This is a genomic window from Cryomorphaceae bacterium, assembly GCA_007695365.1.
Classification (GTDB): domain Bacteria; phylum Bacteroidota; class Bacteroidia; order Flavobacteriales_D; family SKUL01; genus SKUL01.
In genome coordinates this window covers 147,249-168,750 of record REDV01000092.1, presented here as the reverse complement: position 1 = coordinate 168,750, position 21,502 = coordinate 147,249, and the positions used below count along the sequence as shown (strand labels likewise).

Sequence of the window (21,502 nt, the reverse complement as noted above, 5' to 3'; positions counted from 1 at the left end):
TGATTCTGTACCTTTCGCTCCCAAAGCAGCATAGCCGCCAAGTTTAAAACTCATTTCTCCATCACTTCAAAAGCAACACATAACATTCCGACATACGTAGTAAGTCTCGCAAGTGCTACACGTAGAAGAGAACATATTGAACTGCAGTTACGCAAAGCAAATATGCAGTACACCATGTGTGATGCGGTTGTTGGCAATCACTTGACTGAAGGGGATATAAAAGAGCTTTGCGATGCTGAGGCTCTGGCGAAACATCCGACATGGCTAACGAAGGGGGCAATCGGCTGTGCCTTGTCGCACCTGAATATCTACAAGGAAATGGTGATGAAAGAAACGCCCGTTGCCCTTATTCTTGAGGATGACATGGTATTGCCTGAGAATCTCAATGAACACCTGGAAGCATTGGCTCCAATTCTTCAAACGGACGAAGTAGTGATGCTGTACTACCAATCACACAAAACACTAAATATCAGCACACATGAATCTGTCAACTACAAAGGCGAGCACCACTTGTGTTATCCGGTTAACATTCATCAACCCATTACTACCGGCGCATACATGATTACCCTTGCGGCTGCAAAGCGCCTGGTGAATGGAATTCTCCCAATTCGCGTGAGCGCAGACAGCTGGGGTTATTTTTACGAGCATGGTCTGCTCAATAGCATGCGCTGCGTTTTTCCTCGTCTAATAGATGCTGAGCCTTTTAAAAGCAGCATTGACTACTTTCATTCACCCTGGAAACGCATTCTGTCCAGATGGATAGACTCCGTTAAACTGCCTGGGGTTTACCAAATGTTGCGTTCGCGTCGGGAGAAAAACCTAAGAAAAAGGCAACAAGTCATTCATTCTGAAGAACGTCCGAAATGGCTAAAGTAACATACCATCATGATGAAAAGCTCCATCACATGGAGTCGCCCGGTGCAATGGTTCCTGTGCTTATGGAGCTTTTTAAACCGAACAGCGTGGTGGACTTTGGCTGCGGAATCGGGACTTTTCTTCGGGTCTTCAACGAGCAAGGGATAGAAGATGTGCTCGGGCTGGACGGCTCCTGGGTGAACAGGGAGAAATTGAGAAAAAACATTTCTGAATCCTCGTTTCGGGAATGTGATTTAGGAGCGCCGGTGAATCTGAATAAAAAGTACGATTTGGCTATTAGCTTCGAAGTAGGAGAACACATTCACCCCGACTGCGCTGAAACCTTCGTGAACAACATTGTACAAAGTAGCGACACTGTGGTTTTTGGTGCGGCAATTCCATTTCAGGGAGGGCAAAATCATTTGAATGAGCAGTGGCCATCATACTGGGCTGAGCTTTTTGCCAAACACGGATACCAACAACACGACCTTATCCGGCCCGCCATATGGGGAGACAAACGGATTCAGGTTTGGTATCGCCAAAATGTGTTTGTTTACACGAGAAATGGGCAAGCCTTTGCCACTGATAAATCAGGCAACTTTTCTCCCAACTTCGAGGCTATCCACCCGGACATGTACAGTTACAAGGCCGCTCGATTGGAAAAAATTCTCAGCGGGAAAGCTTCTTTTACGGAATACTTCAGGTGGATTGGGAAAAAACTTCTGCGCTCAGTTGGGCTGCTGAAAAGTTGATACTACACACTTTCAATAACCGTATCGAGCAATGCGGTTACTTCCTCACGGGTGGGTGCCTCGGCGTACATCCGCAATACAGGCTCTGTACCCGAAGGCCGAATCATCACCCAGGTATCGCTATTCAAAATGTACTTAAAGCCATCAAGTGTATCAACCCGCTGAACCTTGTGCTCGCCAAAAGCAGAGTACTTTCCATTTTCACAGTTGTTTACAATTCGTTGCTTGGCTTCTTCCGACAACCTGAGATCCCTTCGCTCAAAGGCAAAAGAGCCTACCAGTGCATATATTTCGTCAATGATTTGACGGAGGGTTTTTCCGGTACGGGACATGAATTCCCAAATAATCAAGCCCATCCATATTCCATCACGCTCCGGTATGTGGCCTTTAACGGCTATGCCTCCCGATTCTTCGCCACCCACAAGAACATCTTTGGTACGCATGAGTTCGCTTGTGTACTTGAACCCAATTTTTACCACATCGAGGTGGAGCCCGTAGTGTTCGCACAGCTGCGCAATTTTGTTGCTGGAGCTGACAGCGGTTACCACCCCTCCATCTAACTTTCGGTACCCTTTCAGGTAATGAATCAGGATAAGGATAATGTGGTGAGCATCAATAAACCGCCCGTCCGCATCCACCAGCGCAATCCTGTCTGCGTCTCCATCGGTTGCCAGGCCGCAATCTATAGGTCTCTCTGAAACAAACTGCTGAAATTCCTGAAGATTGCGGGCCAAAGGCTCGGGAGGAACACCTTTAAAAGAGGGGTTGTATTCGCAGTGCAGGCATTCGGTATCGGGCAATAACTGACTTAACACCCGCTGACCGGAGCCATACATGGCGTCAAAAGCAAACCTGAACCCTGAATGTGCAATGGCATCCAGGTCAAAGTGTTCGCGAACGTGCTGCAGATATTTCTTTTCGAGATTGCTTTCCTTGATCCAGCCCGCTTGAAGCAGATCTTCAAAACTGAGCTCCTGCGGATCAAAGTCAAGTCGATCGGGAATCAAGGCTTCCACTTCATCTACTTCTGTGCGGGGTAAGGGGCCTCCAAAACTACCCTTTAGCTTGTATCCATTGTACTCGGGAGGGTTATGGCTGGCCGTTATTACGATTCCCAATCGTGCTTCGCGCTGCAAAACGGCCAGAGACACCATAGGTGTAGAAACAAAATCACCGGACAAGCGAACGTGGTATCCTCTATGCGCCAACACCTTGGCCGCTTCCATCGCAAAAAGCTTCCCGTTAAAGCGACAGTCATAACCGATGATGATTTCACCACCTCCGGGAGTCTTATCGAGCCAACGCGCTACGCCCTCCGAAACACGCGCCACATTGTAAAAGGTATATTCCTTGCCAATGACAGCCCGCCAACCATCCGTTCCGAACTTGATTTTCATCTTACTTGTAGATTTTTCGTTCGTTTAAAGCCCTTCGGTACTTCTCTGCATACCGGTTGTGCTCTCTTAAGTTGGTTGAAAAATAGTGATATCCTGAGAAATCCTCCCGGGCACACATAAAGATGAAGTTATGTTCTTCTGCATTTAACACAGCATCAACAGCTCCAACGTCGGGGAAAAGGATGGGGCCTGGGGGCAATCCTACGTTTCTATAGGTATTGTAAGGGTGGTCGTATTCAAGATGCTTGTACAGAACGCGATTGATACTGAAATCGCCCACAGCAAAAATAACCGTTGGGTCACTCTGCAATTTCATGCCCTTTCTCAGCCTATTGATATAGAGACCTGCAATTCGCTTGTGCTCGTCGGGTCTCAGGCGCTGCTCGGCCTGCACAATGGACGCAAGGGTTACCACTTCAGACTGGCTCAAGCCTAGAGCCCGCGCTTTCTGCAATCGTTCAGGAGTCCAGAATTTTTTGAACTCTTCGGCCATTCGGGTCATCACCGACTCTGTACTGCTTGCCCAATCAAGATGATATGTATTGGGAATAAACATGGCAGCAAAGGTAGAGCGGTTAAAGCCGTAGTGGGCCATCACATCAGGGCTCAACAGCACAGAGTGAAAATCGGCCGAATCGGGTTCAAGCTGGCTGCCCATTCTACCGGCCAATTCTTCGAGTGTTCGCAGGTTGTTGAATGTGAGCTTTACCTCCAGTCGGCCATTTCCGGCTCTCAGATGGTCAACGAGCTGCTGGTTGCTCATACCATCCTGCAGCTTATATTTCCCCGGAACAATGAGGTTGCCCCGATAGTTTTTTCGTTCGGCCACCCACTCAAAAGTGTGTCGGTTTAGTATGTATCCCTTCTGCTCCAGCAGTCCGGCAACTGTTTCGAGACTAGCTCCTGTGGGTATATAAAGGTATCCGCTGCTCTGTTGCGCAATGGCCACATTGGGCCAGTAAACACGTTTGTAAAGTGAGAAGAGCTTGACGCCCCCCACCACCAGCAACAGGAGCACAAGGGCAACGGCGAGTCTCATTAGGGGTCTGGAGGAGCTATTCTTTTTCGCCATGCAGTTTCTTGGTCATCAAAATTAAATCCTGCCAGCCACCAGATGTGCGAATCCAGTTTTTTCGAATGCCGGTTTGTTCATATCCCGCAGCATCGAAAAGTCGTTGGGCAGCCACATTATTGGCCAGCACATCTGCATATAGCTGTTGAAGAAACAAAACTTCGCGCGCATAGGTAGCCAGTCCGTCCAGTGCTTCCTTGCCGTAACCCATACCTCTGCTTTCTTTTTCTCCAATTAAAATACCCACTCCGGCGCGCAGGTGTGTAAAATCGCACTCAAACAAATCAATGGCGCCAATGGTTGAGTCGTCGTCATTGAGTGATATCATAAGCCTCAACTGCTTGTCGGAATAGATATCCGTAATGTTCAGAATGAACTGTTCAAGGCTTGCTTGTGAAAAAGGCTTGGTGGTATGACTCACCAACCAGTTCTCGACATCGTTTTCCCAACGATACAATGCGTGAACATCCGCCGGCTCCAATGCCCTTAGGATAAGTCGCTCAGTTTGAATCATGATAGTGTTTCGTTTCAACAAATCCCGAGAATACTTTTCGCGCAGGTCCGGACAACCAAATGTTATGAAATCCCCGATTGTCATCCGCATCAGCCTGCACCTTCAACTCACCTCCTTTGGTCTGAACGATTACCTCATCCTGAAAATTACTTTTCAATCTGTAAGCAAGTGCAGCCGCGGTAACACCCGTGCCGCACGACAGGGTTTCATCCTCAACCCCGCGCTCATACGTGCGCATTCGAAGTATGCCTTCTGCGAGCTCTTGCACCAGATTTACATTGATTCCTTTTTCGCGAAAGGTATCGTTGTATCGAATGCTTCGTCCCACATCAATCAAATCTGCGTGCTCAACATCACCCGTAAATCGAATATAGTGTGGTGAGCCCGTGTTGAGTTGAAAATCTGAGTTGTTCTCCACACATGAAGCAACCGGATTCATAGAAATACGAATCCATCCGTTATCATCTACAAACCCCTGGTGCATGCCGTCAATAGCCCTGAATGAACAACGATTTCCAACCCAACCGTGCGAATGTGCGAAAAGAACTGCGCAGCGGCTTCCGTTTCCACAGTAACTCTGTGAACCATCGGGATTGAAAAAATTCATGTAGAAGTCTGCCACTTCGTCAGGCTCTATTAGAATCAACCCATCTGAGCCAATTCCGAAACGTCGGTGACACAACCATTGAATGACATTTACATCGTGAACAGGAAATGATTTAGACCGGTTTTCAATGATAATAAAGTCGTTGCCCGTACCCTGGTATTTTTCGAATGCAAGTTCCATACAGCTTCTGCAAAATTAGGTATTCAGCTTACAAGGTTGCTCATGTAAAGTAGCAGGTATGATTTTTGCTCCAAAATGTGAGGGAAGCCGACATCTAAAAAAAGGCGCTACACCTCTCTTTATGTAACACTTAACACGAATTAACACAACTCATCATGCAAGTTGTATGCATTTTGATGTCATACAATCGTCCTGAATGCGTTAGTAAGGACGGAAAAGCATTTCAAAAAAATCTCGGTATTAAATAGGAAAAGCTATGAAGAAAATTTGGTCAACCCTTTTGATTGCCACCGTGGGTGGGCTTGTAGCCGCAGGTAGCTTTGTTTGGCTAGGCGGGGACCTGGTCGTTAACAAAAATGACAATCCAAAATCGCAGTTGGTGGAGTACCATCCGTTTCAAACCATTCCGGTTTCGAACGCTTCCATTCCTCCCGGCTCCATGGATTTTACGCATGCCGCTGAAAAATCGGTTCACGCCGTGGTGCACGTTACTACCGAATCTGTGCCACCAACATACTACAATCCCTGGAGCGACTTCTTTGGAGGCCGCCGCTACTATCAGGGTGAGCCGGCGCGATCAGCAGGTTCGGGGGTCATTATATCCCCCGATGGATACATCGTAACCAATAACCACGTGATTGCCGAAGCACACAGAATTGAGGTTACTATGAACGATATGCGCACCTATGAGGCGATGGTGGTTGGAACGGACCCATCAACCGATCTAGCCCTGCTGAAAATTAACGATAGCGAACTCCCCTACCTCACCTTTGGAAACTCCGATGATATTAGGGTTGGCGAATGGGTGTTGGCCGTTGGTAATCCGTTTAATCTCACATCTACCGTGACGGCCGGTATTGTTAGTGCCAAAGCCCGAAATCTCAATTTGCTGCGCTACGATCCGGGCAATGATCAGTTTCCCATTGAATCGTTTATTCAAACAGACGCCGCCGTAAATCCGGGTAACTCGGGAGGTGCGCTGGTAACCATTAACGGAGATTTAATTGGAATCAACACGGCCATCGCATCACGAACCGGTTCATACAGCGGTTACGCATTTGCCATCCCTGCCAGTATCGTTCAAAAAGTGACCAACGACTTGTTTGAGTTCGGAAGGGTACAGCGCGCCTTTGTGGGAGTATCTATTGCCAACATCTCTGAAGATCTGGCGCGTGCAGAAAAACTCGAAAGTCGCAGCGGTGCATACGTTCGTGGACTCACCGACGGTGGTGCAGCCGCCGAAGCCGGCATCAAAGTGGGCGACGTGATAACCAAGGTAAACGACGCCAATATTCGCAACGTTACGGAGCTTCAGGAGCAAATTGCGAGGTTCCGACCCGGCGATAGCGTGGTAGTGGGAGTAATGCGCGGTAAAGAGCAAAAGTATTTTAACCTCACCCTCAGAAACCAATACGGTAGCACTGAAATGAGGAGTCGTGAAGATGATGTGGTCACTGCAGCCTTTGGGGCTACTTTCGAAGAGGCAGATGGCAACACACTGCGCCGCTTAAACATAAAGCAAGGTGTTGTGGTTGATAATATCACGGACGGGTCCATTCAAAAGGCCGGAATTAAAAACGGCTTTATTATCACGCGAATTGACAAAAAACCAGTAAAGACTGCCGAGGATGTTGGTAATATCCTGAAAGAAAGCCGGGGCGGCGTGCTCATTGAGGGAATGTATCCCAACGGCTCTTTGGCCTACTATGGATTCGGACTCTAAAAAAATAAAATCATCAATCGGCTGGCCTGCGAGACACAAAAACGGAAACCGTAAACTCTAATTACCTAAAGTCTCCTCAGTTAAGACAGACTGATTGAAAAAAAGGCGATGGGCTCCCCTCCTGTCGCCTTTACATTGCCATCATTTCGGCAGAGCCTGCTCTTGATTGCAAGAGAATAAAAGCGTACCTTTGCCGGGATATATGATTGGGGGGCTACACCATCACTCACACGGATAAAAAAACCACATGAGACAACTAAAAATCACCAAAAGCATTACCAATCGTGAGAGCCAGTCGCTCGACAAATACCTCCACGAAATTGGTAAAGAAGACCTCATCACCGCAGAAGAAGAAGTAGAATTGGCCCGCCGCATCAAAAAAGGCGATCAAGCAGCCCTCGAAAAACTGACCCGCGCCAACCTTCGTTTTGTGGTTTCTGTTTCAAAACAATACCAAAATCAAGGTCTCTCTCTTCCGGATCTTATTAATGAAGGTAACCTCGGATTGATTAAAGCGGCCCAACGTTTCGACGAAACACGCGGATTTAAATTCATCTCGTACGCCGTATGGTGGATTCGCCAGTCTATCCTTCAGGCTTTGGCCGAGCAATCGCGAATTGTTCGTTTGCCTCTGAATCAGGTAGGCTCGTTGAACAAAATCAACAAAATGTTCGCCAAGCTCGAGCAGGAATACGACCGCCCTCCTACTGTGGATGAATTGGCGGTAGCACTTGACATGCCCATCGAAAAGGTTGCCGAGTCACTGAAGGTTTCGGGCCGTCACGTGTCTGTGGATGCTCCTTTTCAGGAAGGTGAATCAAACTCCTTGCTCGATGTAATGATCAATGAAGACTCTCCAAAAGCAGACCGCGATTTGTTGAGTGAATCATTGGTAAAGGAAATTGAGCGTTCGTTATCAACCTTAAGCGACAAAGAGGCCGAAGTAATTCGACTCTTCTACGGAATTGGTAAAACGCACGGCATGACACTGGAGGAAATCGGTGCCAAGTTCAACCTCACCCGTGAGCGCGTTCGGCAAATTAAGGAGAAAGCAATAAAGCGTCTCCGACACACTTCACGCAGCAAACTGCTGAAGTCTTACCTGGGATAATAAACCCCCTAAATAATCTTTCATGGCAACTGAAACGTTGGACGCAGGTAAATCTACCTACGATAACGAGTTGAAAGACTGGGTTGACCGCAAACGGGCAGCCATTAGTCTTATGCACGCAATCGGCAAACTGATGTATGAAAAGTCTGTCGAATTGGTATTGTTCAGAAATCCTCTGCTCGATACCAACATCTCTGAAATCCTCAACCTGCACGTGTACGCCCGCGAGGTAGTAAACCGGCCGATTGAGGTGTATGATTCAGCCGAGCTGGCCGAACTTCTGCTCACTTTTGACCTGGCACCCGCCAAGATTGACATCGGCCGCCTTGCCAACGAGTGGCTTACCGAAAAAGCTCAGTTCGCCTCAAAAGAGGAATTTCTTCGCAGCAAATTGGCCAACTTTATTGGTCACCAAACCAGCAGCGATATTGAACCTAAAGACGTTGTGCTTTACGGATTTGGTCGTATTGGTCGCTTGGCTGCGCGCGAATTGATTAAACAAGCAGGTAAAGGACAACAACTGCGTTTACGGGCTATCGTTACCCGCGATCGTGACAAGAGCATGATTTCTAAACGCGCCGCCCTCCTGCGAAACGATTCTGTGCATGGAGAATTTCACGGCACTGTGGTTGAAGACCTCAACAACGAGCAACTCATCATCAACGGCCAGATAGTACAAATGATTTGTGCTGACCAACCTGAGGATGTGGATTACACCGCTTATGGCATTGACAAAGCGCTTGTGATTGACAACACCGGAAAATTTGCTGATGCTGAATCACTCGGACGCCACCTGAAAGCAAAAGGTGTAAGCAAAGTTCTTCTTACCGCTCCGGGGAAAGAAATGCCTAACATCGTTTACGGTATCAATCACAAGGAATTAGACATTGACAACACGCAGTTGTTCTCTGCCGCTTCGTGCACAACAAATGCTATTTGCCCTGTGCTCAATGTGATTGAAGAAAAAATAGGCATCGAAAAAGGTCACATCGAAACAGTGCACGCATACACCAACGACCAGAATTTGTTGGACAACATGCACAAAAAAACCCGTCGTGGTCGCTCTGCTGCCATCAACATGGTAATCACTGAAACCGGAGCCGGGCGTGCGGTTACGAAGGTAATCCCTCAATTGAAGGACAAACTTACGGCCAACGCTGTTCGCGTGCCTACCCCGAACGGATCACTGGCCATTATGCACCTCTCAGTGAACCGCGAGACCTCTCTTGAAGAAGTAAACGGTTACCTGCGCGATGCAGCGTTGCGTGGAGATTTGGTAAATCAAATCAACTACTCCATTGACGAGGAGCTCGTTTCGAGCGACATTATCGGAAACACATGTTGCTCGGTGTACGATTCACCGGCCACCATCGTGAGCCCCGACAAAAAGAACATCGTGTTGTACGTTTGGTACGACAATGAATTTGGTTACACCAAACAAGTGCTGCGACTAGCGAAACACATCGCCAAAGTTCAGCGACTCGTGTACTATTAGTCCTTGAAGTTAAAGTTCGTGTAAACGAAGGGCCCGGTAACGAAAGTTCCGGGCTTTTCTGTGTGCAAGGCTCACATTGTTGCGAGTGACAAACCAAAAAAATACAGGTCATTCGCACAAAACAACAAAACAGTTGTTCACATGCATATTTGCTACCTTTGGACACCTTTTTAGCGGAAGATATGGAAGACCACCGAAAGGTACTTGCCGAAACATTCGACATCATACAGGAGTATATTGATTCGCTGAATAATCCGGCGCAAAAGGTCAATGAGTTTATGCTGCCTGAAGCTCTGAAAAGCCGCTTCGACTTTGAGTTACGGGCAAACGGCACACCTTACAATGCGCTGCTGGATTTTATCCGCCAGTACTTGCATCTCAGCGTAAAAACCGGCAGTAAGCAATATCTCAACCAGTTGTTTGGCGGATTGAACCTGCCGGCTTTACTGGGTGAGTTTATCACATCGCTCTCCAACACCTCCATGTACACCTACGAAGTAGCACCTGTGGCGACACTTATGGAAATGGAGATTGTTCGAAAGATGAACTCTTTTACAAGGTTCACCCACGGAGATGGAACTTTCCTCACCGGCGGAAGCAACACCAATCTGGTGGCTATGATTACCGCCCGAAATCATCTCTTTCCAGAGGGCAAAGAAAAAGGAATGGCCCATTTGCCTACACTTACCGCCTTTGTTTCAGAGCGATCGCACTTTTCGTTTACCAAAGCAGCCAATGCCATTGGGCTGGGTACGCAGAACCTGAAAAAGGTGGCCGTAGATAACCACGGAAAAATATGTTCGCGCGCCCTTACCGAAGCCATTGAAGCAAGCTTGAATCGCGGTGAAGTGCCCTTTTTTATTGGAGCTACCTGTGGAACCACGGAAATGGGTGCTTTTGATAATCTGGCAGAATTGGTTCCCGTTGCACGCCGCTACAATATGTGGCTGCACGCCGATGGGTCATGGGGTGGTTCGGCCATCATGAGTCCCAATTGGCGGCACCTCTTTAACGGCATCGAGCAATGCGACTCATTCTCCTGGAACCCCCACAAATTGATGAATATACCATTGATTTGTTCGGTGTTGTTGGTGAAAGATGCAAGCGTACTGCGAGAAGCCCTCAGCTCCGACGATACCTCTTACATTTATCACAACGACGACAGCAGCCAATACGACCTCGGCCCCAAATCACTTCAATGTGGAAAACGTGTTGACTCACTTAAACTATGGCTGGCATGGAAATACTTTGGCGACGAAGGTTATGTGGCCCGCATCAACCACCTTTTTGCACTGGCACAGTACGCCACATCCGTTATTGAGCAGCACCCACGATTGGAACTTATGTGCCCTACGCAAACCTTGAATGTGAACTTTAGGTATGTGCCTGCATCCGGAGATGAAGCAGACAAGTTTAACCACAAAATTCGCCAAAGTCTGGTTGAAAGCGGTAAGAGTATGGTAAACTACTGCCACTTACCAAATGGGCTGTCTATTCGCCTGATTTTGCTCAATCCCGACCTGGAGAAATCGGATATTGACAGGTTTTTCAGGAATTATCTAACTGAAGCTAAGATGATTGAAGAAAAATCAGTTACAAAAGTCTGATTTTTTTCATCTGCGATGTAACCCAATCATCCCTTTGGCCGTAAACAAGCCCATCTGTTTGGTTAATAGATTGGTTAAAAAAGGTTGAACCTTGGAGTGAGGGCTGCTCAAGCGAGAGCAGCCCTCCTTTTTTTGAGCCCAGTTCTAAAGCCTTCAGTCTATCTGCCGTGCCAACGTCGAATACCGTGACCACCTTCCTGTCCGGAAAAATAATAGGGCAACTCCTTCACCAGCTCGCCTTCCAAATTTCTTACCCTCCAATTAGAGGCTTGATAAAAAGCACGATGACAATGGGTCAGCACCCACACAGCACCGCCGCCAGACTGTTCTTGCTGCATTACAGAGCCTCTCACAAAATGCGGAATGTTGGAAACGTGCATGAGTCCGCTCTGTCGTCCGGCCAAGATAAGCGGCACCTCATCGCGGGCAATTTGATAATAGATGCCATTGATTTCAGAATTTCCACTCATGCGCACGTAGATCCCAGCTTTAAGCGGGGCGTGTTCCAGGTGAAAATTGTTAATCTTGAAATACCGAACTGTTGTGCTGTTTAGCCGGTCTGCATACACCGCATACTGAACCTGACCGTGGCCTTCACTGATAATATTGCTCAATACTATTCCGCCTGAAGCCAATACCTTGAAAGAGGTTTCGCCATCTTTTCGGGCAAACACTCTGCAGCTTTCTATCACGCTGTGGTTGCTCTGCGAATTGTTCTGGTTACCACCCCAATCTTCACCGTGGCGCAGCACAAAATTATCTTTGGAGCAATTGGTTGACAAACAGTGCTCAATACGTGTTTGAAGCCCAAACTGAATATCCACAGCGGCTTCGCGATGATTGCGGAAATGGCAGCGCAAAATGGCGCTTCCGAAAGTTGCTCCAAGATTGATGGCCTTGGCGCCATCCTGAAAAACGAAATCCTGTATAACGAAACGCGTGCTCATCATCTCGTTGAGCGCCTCTCTTTGATTTCGTGGTATTCGATTAAAGATGTTTATGGTATCCAAATCAGCCCGCAACAAAGTCCCGTTACCTTCCAGCACAAAATGCCCGGCCCGACTCTTTCTCGGTAACTCCAGTGATTTTGCAATCCTGTAGGTGCGACTGCCGTCAAAAGATAACTTACCCCTGCCCTGCGCTTCCAATGCATCCAATGCCGCCTGAATCACTTCATGATCTGCCATCCCCGCTTTTCGAAATGACTCTACTTCCAATTGTGCAACAAGCAAATGCGAGGAGCAAAGCATTGCCACTATCCACGCCCAGTTAAACCATTTTATCTTCATACCAGTTTGATTGATTTGGATTGCACTCCACCACCGCTACCATTGCTTAATTTTTGAGTCCAACATAAAAGGACCTCCCGGAAAGAATGCCGCACCCACCGCTAAAAAAATCTTAGTAAATGACCATTTGTACATCCACCACGCCTTCGCTAAAAACAACATGTAGGCTACAAACAACACGCCGTGTGCCCACCCCACATAGGTAACTGCCAGAGGCATGCTCATGAAGTATTTTAGCGGCATCGCTATGAGCAAAAGCAAGAGAAAACTGATGCCCTCAAGGATACCAACAAGCCGAAATCTGTCGCGCGCATTGGGTTGAAAAAGTGATGAATCCACAACAAATAATGTTAAAAATCAGCCCTAAAGTTACAACAAACCTAGCGGCTTCAAGACTTGATTTCTGCGCGTTTGCTCATGTTTTAGCACAAAAAACGCGAGTTCAATGCACTATGAGTAATTTTGTAGTTCAGGGAAAAAACTGTATATTTTACTCGTTCCGACCGATTCAATAGAAATACGTACCGAATGTGTGTCGGAATGATAAGTTCAAATAAGTTTAACCCTTAAAAACCTTTAATCATGAGTAGTGGAAAGATTTTGGTAGGATTTCTCGCAGGTGCAGCCGTGGGTACACTTGTGGGTATTTTGTACGCGCCCGAAAAGGGCGAGAAAACAAGAAAAAAGCTTCGAAAGGAAGGAAAGCGCTACGCCGAAGACCTGAAAGACAGCATGAACGAGTTCATGGATGACGTAAAGGAAAAATTCGAAGAGGTAAAAGAAGAAGCCTCTGGTGTTGCGCAGGAAGCGAAGGAGACGGTTGAAAATCTGAAGAAGAACGCAAAGGCCGCGGCCAACTAAAATGAAGGACACCCAGCAGCATTTTGAAGAACTCGTTTCGCATACCGAGGCGTATGTGAAAACGACGGTAGAGATTGCGCGGCTAAAATCGGTACGCGCTACTGCCAAAACATCAGGTAAGGCCGTATCGCACTTAATTATCGGTGTGGCAATAACATTGTTTCTTACCAACCTGAGCATTGCTTTGGCGCTGTGGTTGGGGCATCTTCTTGGAGCAGCCTATCTGGGTTTCCTTGTTGTGGCCGGCATCTATCTGCTAGTTGTGATCATCTTGCGCATATTCAGGGTTCAATTACTGGAGCTCCCCATTGCGAACACTGTAATCAAAAACCTGCTTGACTGATGAACCCCGGCATGGAAACAAAACCACGAACGATGGAGGAACTCAACCAGAGCATTGCCCTGCTTGAACAGCGGCAAGAAATGCAGTTGATTTCACTCAAGCAATCCTCAGATGACATTGTGGCCAGCTTGCGCCCGGCAAACCTCATCAAGCAAATCATTGGCGATGTGCTTGAAGACCGTGAACTCGGAGAGAAAATCCGAATGTCGGCAACCTCTGCCGTAGGCTCAATCATGAACGATTGGTTGATTGGTAAAGTAGAAAATCCCGTGCTGCGGATGATTCTCAGACTAGCCTCAGCGCCCGTAACGCGATTTACTGAGCGCCTCATCAAACGCTGGCTGTAACAAGTCGGTTTCGGAAAGCTGTGACAAGTCGCTTTTTCGGCAAGATTCATTTTTCAGAAGTACAAACTTAGCCCCGGATAAAACCGGGGCTTCTCTTATCTTTGAGCCTTACATCAAACAAGTCCAATAACACATGAAATTACTCGATGGAAAAGTGGTGCTGATTACCGGTGCCAGTCGCGGAATCGGAAGATCCATAGCTGAACAATGCGCCGCTCAGGGAGCACATATTGCCTTTACCTATGCATCGTCCGCTACAAAAGCCAATGAGCTTGCCGAATCACTTCAGAAAAATGGTGTTAAAGCCGTGGCCTATCAATCCGACGCAGCAGATTATGCCGCTTCCGACGCTCTGATTTCAGAAGTTGTCAAAGAATTTGGTACCGTTGACGTACTCATCAACAACGCCGGCATAACAAGAGATGGTTTGTTGATGCGAATGACGGAGGAACAATGGGATGAAGTAATCCAAACCAACCTGAAGTCAGTGTTCAACCTCACCAAAGCTGTGATGCGAACCATGTTGAAAGCCAGAAGCGGCTCCATCATCAACATGAGTTCAGTAGTAGGTGTAAAAGGAAATGCCGGGCAGGCAAATTACGCCGCTTCCAAAGCAGGTATTCTGGGCTTTACCAAGTCGGTAGCACTTGAGGTTGGTTCGCGAAACGTGCGCTGTAACGCTATTGCACCCGGTTTTATTGAAACCGAGATGACTGACGCCCTCGACGCTGACGTGGTGGCACAATGGCGTGAGGCTATTCCATTAAAACGCGGAGGAACCCCCGAAGATGTGGCCAACTTGTGCGTTTTTCTGGCATCCGACTGGAGTGCATACATCACGGGGCAAACAATCAATGTTGACGGAGGCATGCTTACCTAAGGAGCATCACGCCCACCTTGGAAATCATCACCACATACCCCTTATGGTACCTTCTGCTCTGTGTGTTAGCGGGCATAGGCGCTGCTGCGCTTTTGTATTTTCGCGATCGCAACCTGAAGGATTTTCATCCAGCCATCATCAAAATACTGGCCGGTCTTCGCTTTGTTGTAGTGACCATTCTGGCTTTTTTTCTCCTGGAGCCCATGCTCAAAATGATGTCGCAGGATGTGGAAGCACCTGTAGTGGTGGTTGCATTGGACAACAGCGCATCGATGGTTCTCTCGGCCGACTCATCCAATGTAAGGATGTTGGCTGCTGAGGGGTTACCTGAGCTTGCGAGCAGACTTGGGCAAAAATTCGAGGTGAGGACCTATGGTTTCGGAGATAAAATTCAGGAAAATCCCACCTTTGATTTTAAAGACCGCGAGACCGATATTGCGGGTTTTCTGAATGAAATCTACCAGCGATATAGCAACCGAAATCTCGGAGCAGTCATTCTTGCTTCCGACGGATTGTACAACAGGGGAATGAATCCCATTCACCGGAGTCACCTGCTTGGCGCGCCTATCTATACCATTGCTTTAGGTGATACCACAGCGAGAAAAGACGTTTTGATTCGCGACCTCTCGCACAACCAACTCGCATACCTTGGAAACGATTTTCCGGTTGAAATGATTGTGGAGGCACGTGGATACGATGGCGAAGCCACTGAGGTGAGCATCCTTAAAAACGGACAAGAATTGGCTCGCCAACAGGTGCGCTTTCAGGGCGAGGTGAGCCAACAGGCCGTGAAGTTTTTGCTTCCCGCCGAGCCGGTAGGCATTCAGCGCTTTACCGCAAGTGTAAAACCCTTAAGCGGTGAATTCACCACCCTGAACAACACCCGTGAGTTTTATCTCGAAATTCTTGACAGCAAGCAAAAAATCCTGGTGGTTGCCAATGCACCCCACCCTGATATCCGCGCTATAAGACTGGCCCTTGAGACACACGAAAACTACGAAGTAGAGGTGATTCTGGCCGGTGAGGTGATGCCCGTTCTGGAAGAATACAATCTGGTTGTTCTTCATGGGCTTCCTTCACGACAGTTCCCAATTGGCACTTACCTGAACGCGATACGCGATAAAAATATCCCGACATGGTTTATCCTTACCGGTCAAAGCGACCTCCAGGCATTCAACAATTTCAATGCGGGAGTGAGAATCAGCAATCCGCGGGCTACAAGTAATGCCGTTGGGAGTGCTTTTAACAGTACCTTTTCTCTTTTCAGCATCGAAGCGGAAACAGGCCACCACTTTGGTAAATTGCCCCCACTCAGCGCTCCATTTGGCGATTACCAGCTTACTACGCAGGCACAGGTGTTAATGTACCAGCGCGTAGGAGCTGTAAAAACCGAGTATCCGCTGTTCGCTTTCACTGAAGTAAATGATCAAAAAGCCGCAGTGCTGGTAGGCGAAGGGCTTTGGCGCTGGCGGACTATGAGTTACGCTGACTTTCGCAGTCATGACGTATTCAACAGTTTGGTGCAAAAAACGGCACAGTACCTCTCGGCAAGAGAAAGTAAAGCTTTTTTACGCATTTCGGGGGCAAGAACGTTTCGCGAGAATGAACCCGTTGTTTTTCGCGCTGAGAGCTACAACAAGAGTTATGAACTGGTGACTGATCCGGAAGTGATCATGGAGATAACCGATGAAGAAGGCCGTACCTATGAATTCAGCTTTTCGAGAGCCGGAAACGCATACAGGCTTCAAGCGGGTTTGCTGCCGGCAGGTAATTATCGCTACATAGCAACTTCTATTACTACAGCCGAAAGACACACCGCTGAAGGTGCGTTTAGCGTGGTTCCGGTGAACGTAGAAGCCATGCAAACCCGGGCCAACCACCAGTTGTTGTACCAGTTGTCGCAGACCACCTCCGGCGCAATGCTCTACCCTGATAATCTGCAACAACTACCGGAAATGCTTGCCGAAAGCGGTGAAATTGCTTCGGTCATCTACGACAGAAAGGAGCTGGCCGATTTGATCAACCTGCGATGGATTTTCTTTTGCTTGCTCGCGTTACTGGCGATTGAATGGTTTATTCGCAAGCGAGGTGGGGCCTATTAGTGGTCCAGCCCAAAAACCAAGCCCACTCTAAAATGTTACCTTTGTCTGCAACGTCTTAAATCATATTCGTATGTCTAATTACAACCCTCAACCCGTAGATATCAGCAAAGTTCGTCCGTTTATTATATTCGGTGTCGTTTTGGTTTTGTTGATCATATCATGGTCTCGCATCACTGTAACTATTCCCGCAGGTCATGCAGGATTGATTTATAAAACTTTTGGAGGTGGTATTTCGGAGGAGGATGCTCCTTTGGGGCAGGGTTTCCATCTGATAGCTCCATGGAACAGCGTAGTGGATTACGAAATACGCCAGCAAGAAACAACGGTGTCGATGACCGCATTATCTTCCAATCTGCTGGACATTAAACTTGACGTTACAATCTTTCACGAGCCGATTGTAGAACAGCTAGGAAGTTTAGAGGTGCGACGGGGAAGTAAATATGTAGACCGTGTTGTGATCCCGGCCATGCGTGCAGTAACCCGCGAGACCATTGCACAATACCTTCCGGAAGAGATTAACACCACGCGCAGGGAGGAAATTCAGCTGCAGGTTGAAGAAGAAATGCGAAAACGACTCAACCGCAACTTCCTTCAGTTGAATGACGTGCTGATTCGAAACATAGAACTTCCGGAGAAGCTGCGCGCTTCCATAGAGCGCAAGCTTCAACAGGAGCAAGAATCGCTTGAGTACGAATTCCGTATCGAAAAGGCACAAAAAGAGGCCGCGCGTAAAAAGATTGAGGCAGAAGGAATCCAGGATTTCCAGAAGATCGTGGCCCAAAGTATAACGCAGGACTTGTTGCGCTGGAAGGGTATTGAAGCAACCGAAGCCTTGTCTCAGTCTAACAACGCCAAAGTGGTGGTAATCGGCAGCGGAAAGGACGGCCTCCCCATTATCCTTGGCGGCAATTAAGCAAAAAGCCGCTGTACCTTTTCGAAATCCTCAGGGGTGTCTATATCACTGAGAGTTGGCAGCATAAAGTAGCTCTTGTCGGCCTTTTGAAGATCAAGCAAGGTATCGAGCAGCACGTCGGGGGTACTCCATTTTTTGTTTTCAAACAAGGCAGTAAGTGTGGTATTGAGGCCAATCAGGTAGTAGCCGCCGTCGGTTGCAGGACCCAACACACAATCGTGTTCAATAAGGCTTTCAAAAGCATCGCGCAGAATACCCGATGTTAGCTCGATACAGTCCGACCCAATCAGCACCACCCTTCGAAAACCATCCTCAAAGGCCGTGTTGAAAGCGTTGAGCATTCTGTCGCCAAGGTCTGCGCCCTCCTGTAATTGCTTTTCGAACTTAAAATAGTCCAGCAAACCAAAATCATCGATGCTATCGGTATAGCACACGCGTGTGGTGCAGTCCAGCTCATCTGCAACTTTGTGACTATGCTCCAACAATCGCAGGTAAACTTTTAAGGCTAGATCATCTCCAATGGCTTGGGCCAATCTCGTCTTAACCTTTCCGGGAACAGGGTTCCGGGCAAAGATGATCAGAAGGTCTTCTTCGTCAATCATGGCTCGATATTGCGTTTGAACATCTCAATTGCAGGTCGTACTCGCGTAAAACCCCTACTGCAGACCGACTCAAGGTAATTTCGGAAATCAAAATTCATCCGTGAACACAGGGTAAGGTATTCATCCGGTTCAGCCGTACCACAATACACCACAATATTAAGGTCTTTTGAGGTTCCTTCAAGCGTTTTGAAAGAAAAGTTGTTTCATCGGGCATTCCAATAGATACACAGGGCGCAATTTGATCTGCGCGAAGACCTGACAGCTTATCAGGGGAGACTGGGCCGTATCACCCTCTAAATATAGCCATTGCCGCAAGCCCGGTGCTTACATTGAACCTACAAGAAAAGTATGGTGTCCTCAAAAAAAAAGACGGCTACTGCCGTCTTTTATTATGTAATTGCCTGATGGCCTCTCGAATAGTACGTCAGCAATTACATTTCTTGTAGCCATTGCGAAATGGCTTGAATCTATCAGGGTCTTGTGGGGTCGGTCATTCCACCACCGGTACCGCCCATACCAATACCGTCGCTTTTGGAGTAGGTGGTTTCCACATCCGGAGTCTGGGTTCTGTCGGTAGTTACCTGGGCACTCTGGAAAGTGGCCGAACCGAAAATCAGTGCAAAGAGGAGAGCAAAGAAAGAAGTCATATCGCTGTTTTTAGAAGGTTACAATGAATGTTCGGAGCAAAGGTGCTGCATCCAAGTAATAAATAATTGGAAATAGTTGCTATTTTCAGACATTGTTAATTGTGCTTTTTATTTATTTTTTCCCTTATTACTTGACTTGTATTCTATTTTAGACTACTTTTATCAGACATTATCTCATGAAAAGGCTGAACATATTTGACGAGTTGCGCGAGATTACGCAGAGGCTCAAGCCCTTTGAGGGCGAATTAGCCCTGCAATACCTTGTGTCATTCAGCAGAAAAGGCGCCCAGCACCTTAAATCGCACGAAGCCCTGCAATACATGCTCGATCATCCAAACGCTGATTACGACGAATTGCTAAACGCCATCAGCCCGGGCATGGACAAATACGACTTCAATAAATTTCTGACCCGGCTACGCGATAAAATATTCGATTCTCTTACCCTTCGGCAAAACATTCTTCGCAGAGGCAACTACAGTGAGTGGTACAAGGCGCGCCAACTTGTCACCAAGAATTGGATTCTCATTACCAATCTTTTAGGCCGAGGAAACCAACGGTCTGCGAATTTATTAATGAGTAACGAAATTCAAACCTGTGAAACCTACGAACTCTACGATCTCCTCGTGAGCATTCTACGAATTAAACTTGAATGGGATGGGCTTTCACAAGGAGAAAAGGCTTTTTCGATTTTACGGAGTAAAATTACAGAGGCAGAAAAAAAGAGAGACGCTGTATATCTCGCCTTGGAATGGAATACCCGTTTTTATATGGCTGCTGATCGAAAGGCCAGCCAAAACGAGCAAGTAGGTCTATTGACCGAGGCCTTATCAGAACTCCAGCGTCTTTACAACTCCACGAAATCTGCAACCGTTGGACAATACGTTTATCTCTTTGAAATGGAATACTTCCAGGCACTCGGGGATTATAATTCAGCGGGTAAATCGGCGGAGAAAATGGTTCATGTGATCAACGCTAGTCCTGCTCTACGGTCTGATATTAAATTAAGTAGTGCATACGTCAACCTGGCCTACAACCACATGCTGATGCATGAGTTTGACCACTGTCAGAAAAATATCGAACTCAGTTTGCGGGGAGCAGGGGTGGGTAGCTACAATTTTGTTGCAATTAAATCGCTGCAGGCCCAGACCTACTATTTTCAGGGTAACCTGAATATGGCGTGGGAAGTAGCTGACACATTGTTGCAAAGTGATTTAATACGCGTTGCCCCCTTTGAACGCAGTAAAATGGTTTACCTGCAGGCCTGTATTCTGTTTAACAGAGGTCAGTTTTCTAAAGCTTACGAGCGGTGCAACAGTGAATATGCCCTCATGGATACTGACCCTGAAGGCTGGAATGTGGGGGTTCGCATTTTAAGCATCATGTGTTTGATGGAGATGCAACTTTTGGATCTCGCAGACCTTTCAATTGACTCCTTGCGCAAACACCTGTCTAAAAATCCCGAAGAACTCGAATTTGCCTCTCGCGACAAGGCTATTCTCAAAATTCTCAGGAACCTGGAGCGCACCAGCTTCGACTTTGCCAAAACCTACTTCAACAATCAAGATCTGTTCTACGAACTGGAAAGCGATCACTCTGACTACGCATGGAAAATCAGAAGTCATGAGTACGTGGTTTTTCACCACTGGTTTCTCGATAAAATCGCGAAACTGCCTTACCAATTTAAACTGCCACAATACACCCAACCCGAACCTGTTCAAATTAATGAAAAGCACGAGCTATGAAAAGGATTTTACTGATTGACCGAACCGAAGCCGATTGTGCATTGATTGAACGAATGTTTGCTGAAAACAACGATACAGTAGAAATTCAACACCTCTCAACCATGAGTGCCGTGCATGACTTCATTTCGCAGTGCCTGAGCACAAGGGTAAGACATCTTGACCTGCCCTCCCTCATTTTACTGGATATCAACTTACCGGATGCGAAGGAAGGACTGAAAATTCTTGAACAAATTCAACGAAGCGACAAACTGAAGCAAATACCGGTTTTTGTTTTAAGCGACAACAGCGACAAGGATGTGATTGCTGCGTGTTATGTCAGGGGTGCGAACGGCTACTTTTTGAAACCCACCGAAAAAATTCAGCTGAGCAGGGCTGTAAAGATACTCTCCGACCGTTGGCAACAACTCATTCAGAGAGGTTTTGGTTATCATTACAAAGCAGTGTAATGTTTCGTTTCACCTGT

Annotated in this window: 21 protein-coding genes; 14 read left to right on the top strand and 7 right to left on the bottom strand. The window is 47.3% G+C overall.

Annotated features, from left to right (window positions below; genetic code table 11):
- Window positions 1-30 precede the first annotated feature (30 nt).
- Together EA392_09530 and EA392_09525 are read left to right on the top strand one after the other, a co-directional pair.
- Window positions 31-876: a glycosyltransferase family 25 protein gene (locus EA392_09530; protein ID TVR38705.1), complete on the top strand. Its 846-nt coding sequence runs from the start codon at window positions 31-33 to the stop codon at window positions 874-876.
- Complete coding sequence (locus EA392_09525; protein ID TVR38704.1) at window positions 864-1,607, top strand: methyltransferase domain-containing protein; 744 nt, start codon at window positions 864-866, stop codon at window positions 1,605-1,607. Before EA392_09530 ends, EA392_09525 begins: the two co-directional genes overlap by 13 nt.
- Before the next feature lie 2 nt (window positions 1,608-1,609).
- On the opposite strand, the gene EA392_09520 is transcribed toward EA392_09525, so the two are convergent.
- The 4 genes from EA392_09520 to EA392_09505 are packed head-to-tail and all read right to left on the bottom strand — an operon-like array spanning window position 1,610 to window position 5,377.
- Window positions 1,610-3,004 carry a phosphoglucomutase/phosphomannomutase family protein gene (locus EA392_09520; GenBank protein ID TVR38703.1) on the bottom strand — a complete coding sequence of 465 codons (1,395 nt, stop codon included), beginning with the start codon at window positions 3,002-3,004 and terminating at the stop codon, window positions 1,610-1,612.
- A 1-nt stretch (window position 3,005) separates the two neighbouring features.
- Window positions 3,006-4,076 carry an endolytic transglycosylase MltG gene (gene mltG, locus EA392_09515; protein ID TVR38702.1) on the bottom strand — a complete coding sequence of 357 codons (1,071 nt, stop codon included), beginning with the start codon at window positions 4,074-4,076 and terminating at the stop codon, window positions 3,006-3,008.
- Window positions 4,060-4,590: an N-acetyltransferase gene (locus tag EA392_09510; protein ID TVR38701.1), complete on the bottom strand. Its 531-nt coding sequence runs from the start codon at window positions 4,588-4,590 to the stop codon at window positions 4,060-4,062. Before EA392_09510 ends, mltG begins: the two co-directional genes overlap by 17 nt.
- On the bottom strand, window positions 4,577-5,377 hold the full coding sequence (locus EA392_09505) for a diaminopimelate epimerase (GenBank protein ID TVR38700.1): 801 nt from the start codon (window positions 5,375-5,377) through the stop codon (window positions 4,577-4,579). Before EA392_09505 ends, EA392_09510 begins: the two co-directional genes overlap by 14 nt.
- A gap of 256 nt (window positions 5,378-5,633) precedes the next feature.
- On the opposite strand from EA392_09505, the gene EA392_09500 reads away from it, so the two are divergent.
- The 4 genes from EA392_09500 to EA392_09485 all read left to right on the top strand — a co-directional run bounded on the left by EA392_09500 (window position 5,634) and on the right by EA392_09485 (window position 11,313).
- A complete protein-coding gene (locus EA392_09500; GenBank protein ID TVR38699.1) occupies window positions 5,634-7,100 on the top strand; it encodes a Do family serine endopeptidase in 1,467 nt (488 codons plus the stop codon).
- Window positions 7,101-7,347: 247 nt separating this feature from the next.
- A complete protein-coding gene (locus EA392_09495; protein TVR38698.1) occupies window positions 7,348-8,211 on the top strand; it encodes an RNA polymerase sigma factor RpoD/SigA in 864 nt (287 codons plus the stop codon).
- 22 nt (window positions 8,212-8,233) lie between these two features.
- A complete protein-coding gene (locus EA392_09490; GenBank protein TVR38697.1) occupies window positions 8,234-9,706 on the top strand; it encodes a glyceraldehyde-3-phosphate dehydrogenase in 1,473 nt (490 codons plus the stop codon).
- Window positions 9,707-9,888: 182 nt separating this feature from the next.
- Window positions 9,889-11,313: a glutamate decarboxylase gene (locus EA392_09485; protein ID TVR38696.1), complete on the top strand. Its 1,425-nt coding sequence runs from the start codon at window positions 9,889-9,891 to the stop codon at window positions 11,311-11,313.
- A gap of 158 nt (window positions 11,314-11,471) precedes the next feature.
- On the opposite strand, the gene EA392_09480 is transcribed toward EA392_09485, so the two are convergent.
- Both EA392_09480 and EA392_09475 read right to left on the bottom strand, forming a co-directional pair.
- Window positions 11,472-12,530 carry a hypothetical protein gene (locus tag EA392_09480; GenBank protein ID TVR38695.1) on the bottom strand — a complete coding sequence of 353 codons (1,059 nt, stop codon included), beginning with the start codon at window positions 12,528-12,530 and terminating at the stop codon, window positions 11,472-11,474.
- A 108-nt stretch (window positions 12,531-12,638) separates the two neighbouring features.
- Window positions 12,639-12,941: a DUF3817 domain-containing protein gene (locus EA392_09475; protein ID TVR38694.1), complete on the bottom strand. Its 303-nt coding sequence runs from the start codon at window positions 12,939-12,941 to the stop codon at window positions 12,639-12,641.
- Window positions 12,942-13,184: 243 nt separating this feature from the next.
- On the opposite strand from EA392_09475, the gene EA392_09470 reads away from it, so the two are divergent.
- The 6 genes from EA392_09470 (at window position 13,185) to EA392_09445 (ending at window position 18,048) form a co-directional block, all read left to right on the top strand.
- Window positions 13,185-13,463 carry a YtxH domain-containing protein gene (locus EA392_09470; GenBank protein ID TVR38693.1) on the top strand — a complete coding sequence of 93 codons (279 nt, stop codon included), beginning with the start codon at window positions 13,185-13,187 and terminating at the stop codon, window positions 13,461-13,463.
- A 1-nt stretch (window position 13,464) separates the two neighbouring features.
- Window positions 13,465-13,806, top strand: coding sequence for a hypothetical protein (locus tag EA392_09465; protein TVR38692.1), 342 nt, complete (start codon window positions 13,465-13,467; stop codon window positions 13,804-13,806).
- Window positions 13,806-14,153 (top strand): hypothetical protein, encoded by a 348-nt coding sequence (locus tag EA392_09460; protein ID TVR38691.1) that lies wholly within the window; start codon window positions 13,806-13,808, stop codon window positions 14,151-14,153. The genes EA392_09465 and EA392_09460 overlap by 1 nt, the downstream gene beginning before the upstream one ends.
- Before the next feature lie 133 nt (window positions 14,154-14,286).
- Entirely contained in the window at window positions 14,287-15,033 is a 747-nt protein-coding gene (gene fabG, locus EA392_09455) for a 3-oxoacyl-[acyl-carrier-protein] reductase (GenBank protein ID TVR38690.1), read from the top strand.
- A gap of 17 nt (window positions 15,034-15,050) precedes the next feature.
- Window positions 15,051-17,135 carry a VWA domain-containing protein gene (locus EA392_09450; GenBank protein ID TVR38689.1) on the top strand — a complete coding sequence of 695 codons (2,085 nt, stop codon included), beginning with the start codon at window positions 15,051-15,053 and terminating at the stop codon, window positions 17,133-17,135.
- Between the two features lie 70 nt (window positions 17,136-17,205).
- The gene (locus tag EA392_09445) at window positions 17,206-18,048 is read left to right on the top strand and encodes a prohibitin family protein (GenBank protein TVR38688.1); all 843 of its coding nucleotides are present in this window, start codon (window positions 17,206-17,208) and stop codon (window positions 18,046-18,048) included.
- Here EA392_09445 and EA392_09440 read toward each other — a convergent pair.
- Window positions 18,045-18,650, bottom strand: coding sequence for a glycosyltransferase (locus EA392_09440; GenBank protein ID TVR38687.1), 606 nt, complete (start codon window positions 18,648-18,650; stop codon window positions 18,045-18,047). The genes EA392_09445 and EA392_09440 overlap by 4 nt on opposite strands.
- Window positions 18,651-19,473: 823 nt before the next feature.
- Between EA392_09440 and EA392_09435 the strand changes: the two genes are divergently transcribed.
- Both EA392_09435 and EA392_09430 read left to right on the top strand, forming a co-directional pair.
- Complete coding sequence (locus EA392_09435) at window positions 19,474-21,039, top strand: hypothetical protein (GenBank protein ID TVR38686.1); 1,566 nt, start codon at window positions 19,474-19,476, stop codon at window positions 21,037-21,039.
- Window positions 21,036-21,485, top strand: coding sequence for a response regulator (locus tag EA392_09430; protein TVR38685.1), 450 nt, complete (start codon window positions 21,036-21,038; stop codon window positions 21,483-21,485). Before EA392_09435 ends, EA392_09430 begins: the two co-directional genes overlap by 4 nt.
- Window positions 21,486-21,502 lie beyond the last annotated feature (17 nt).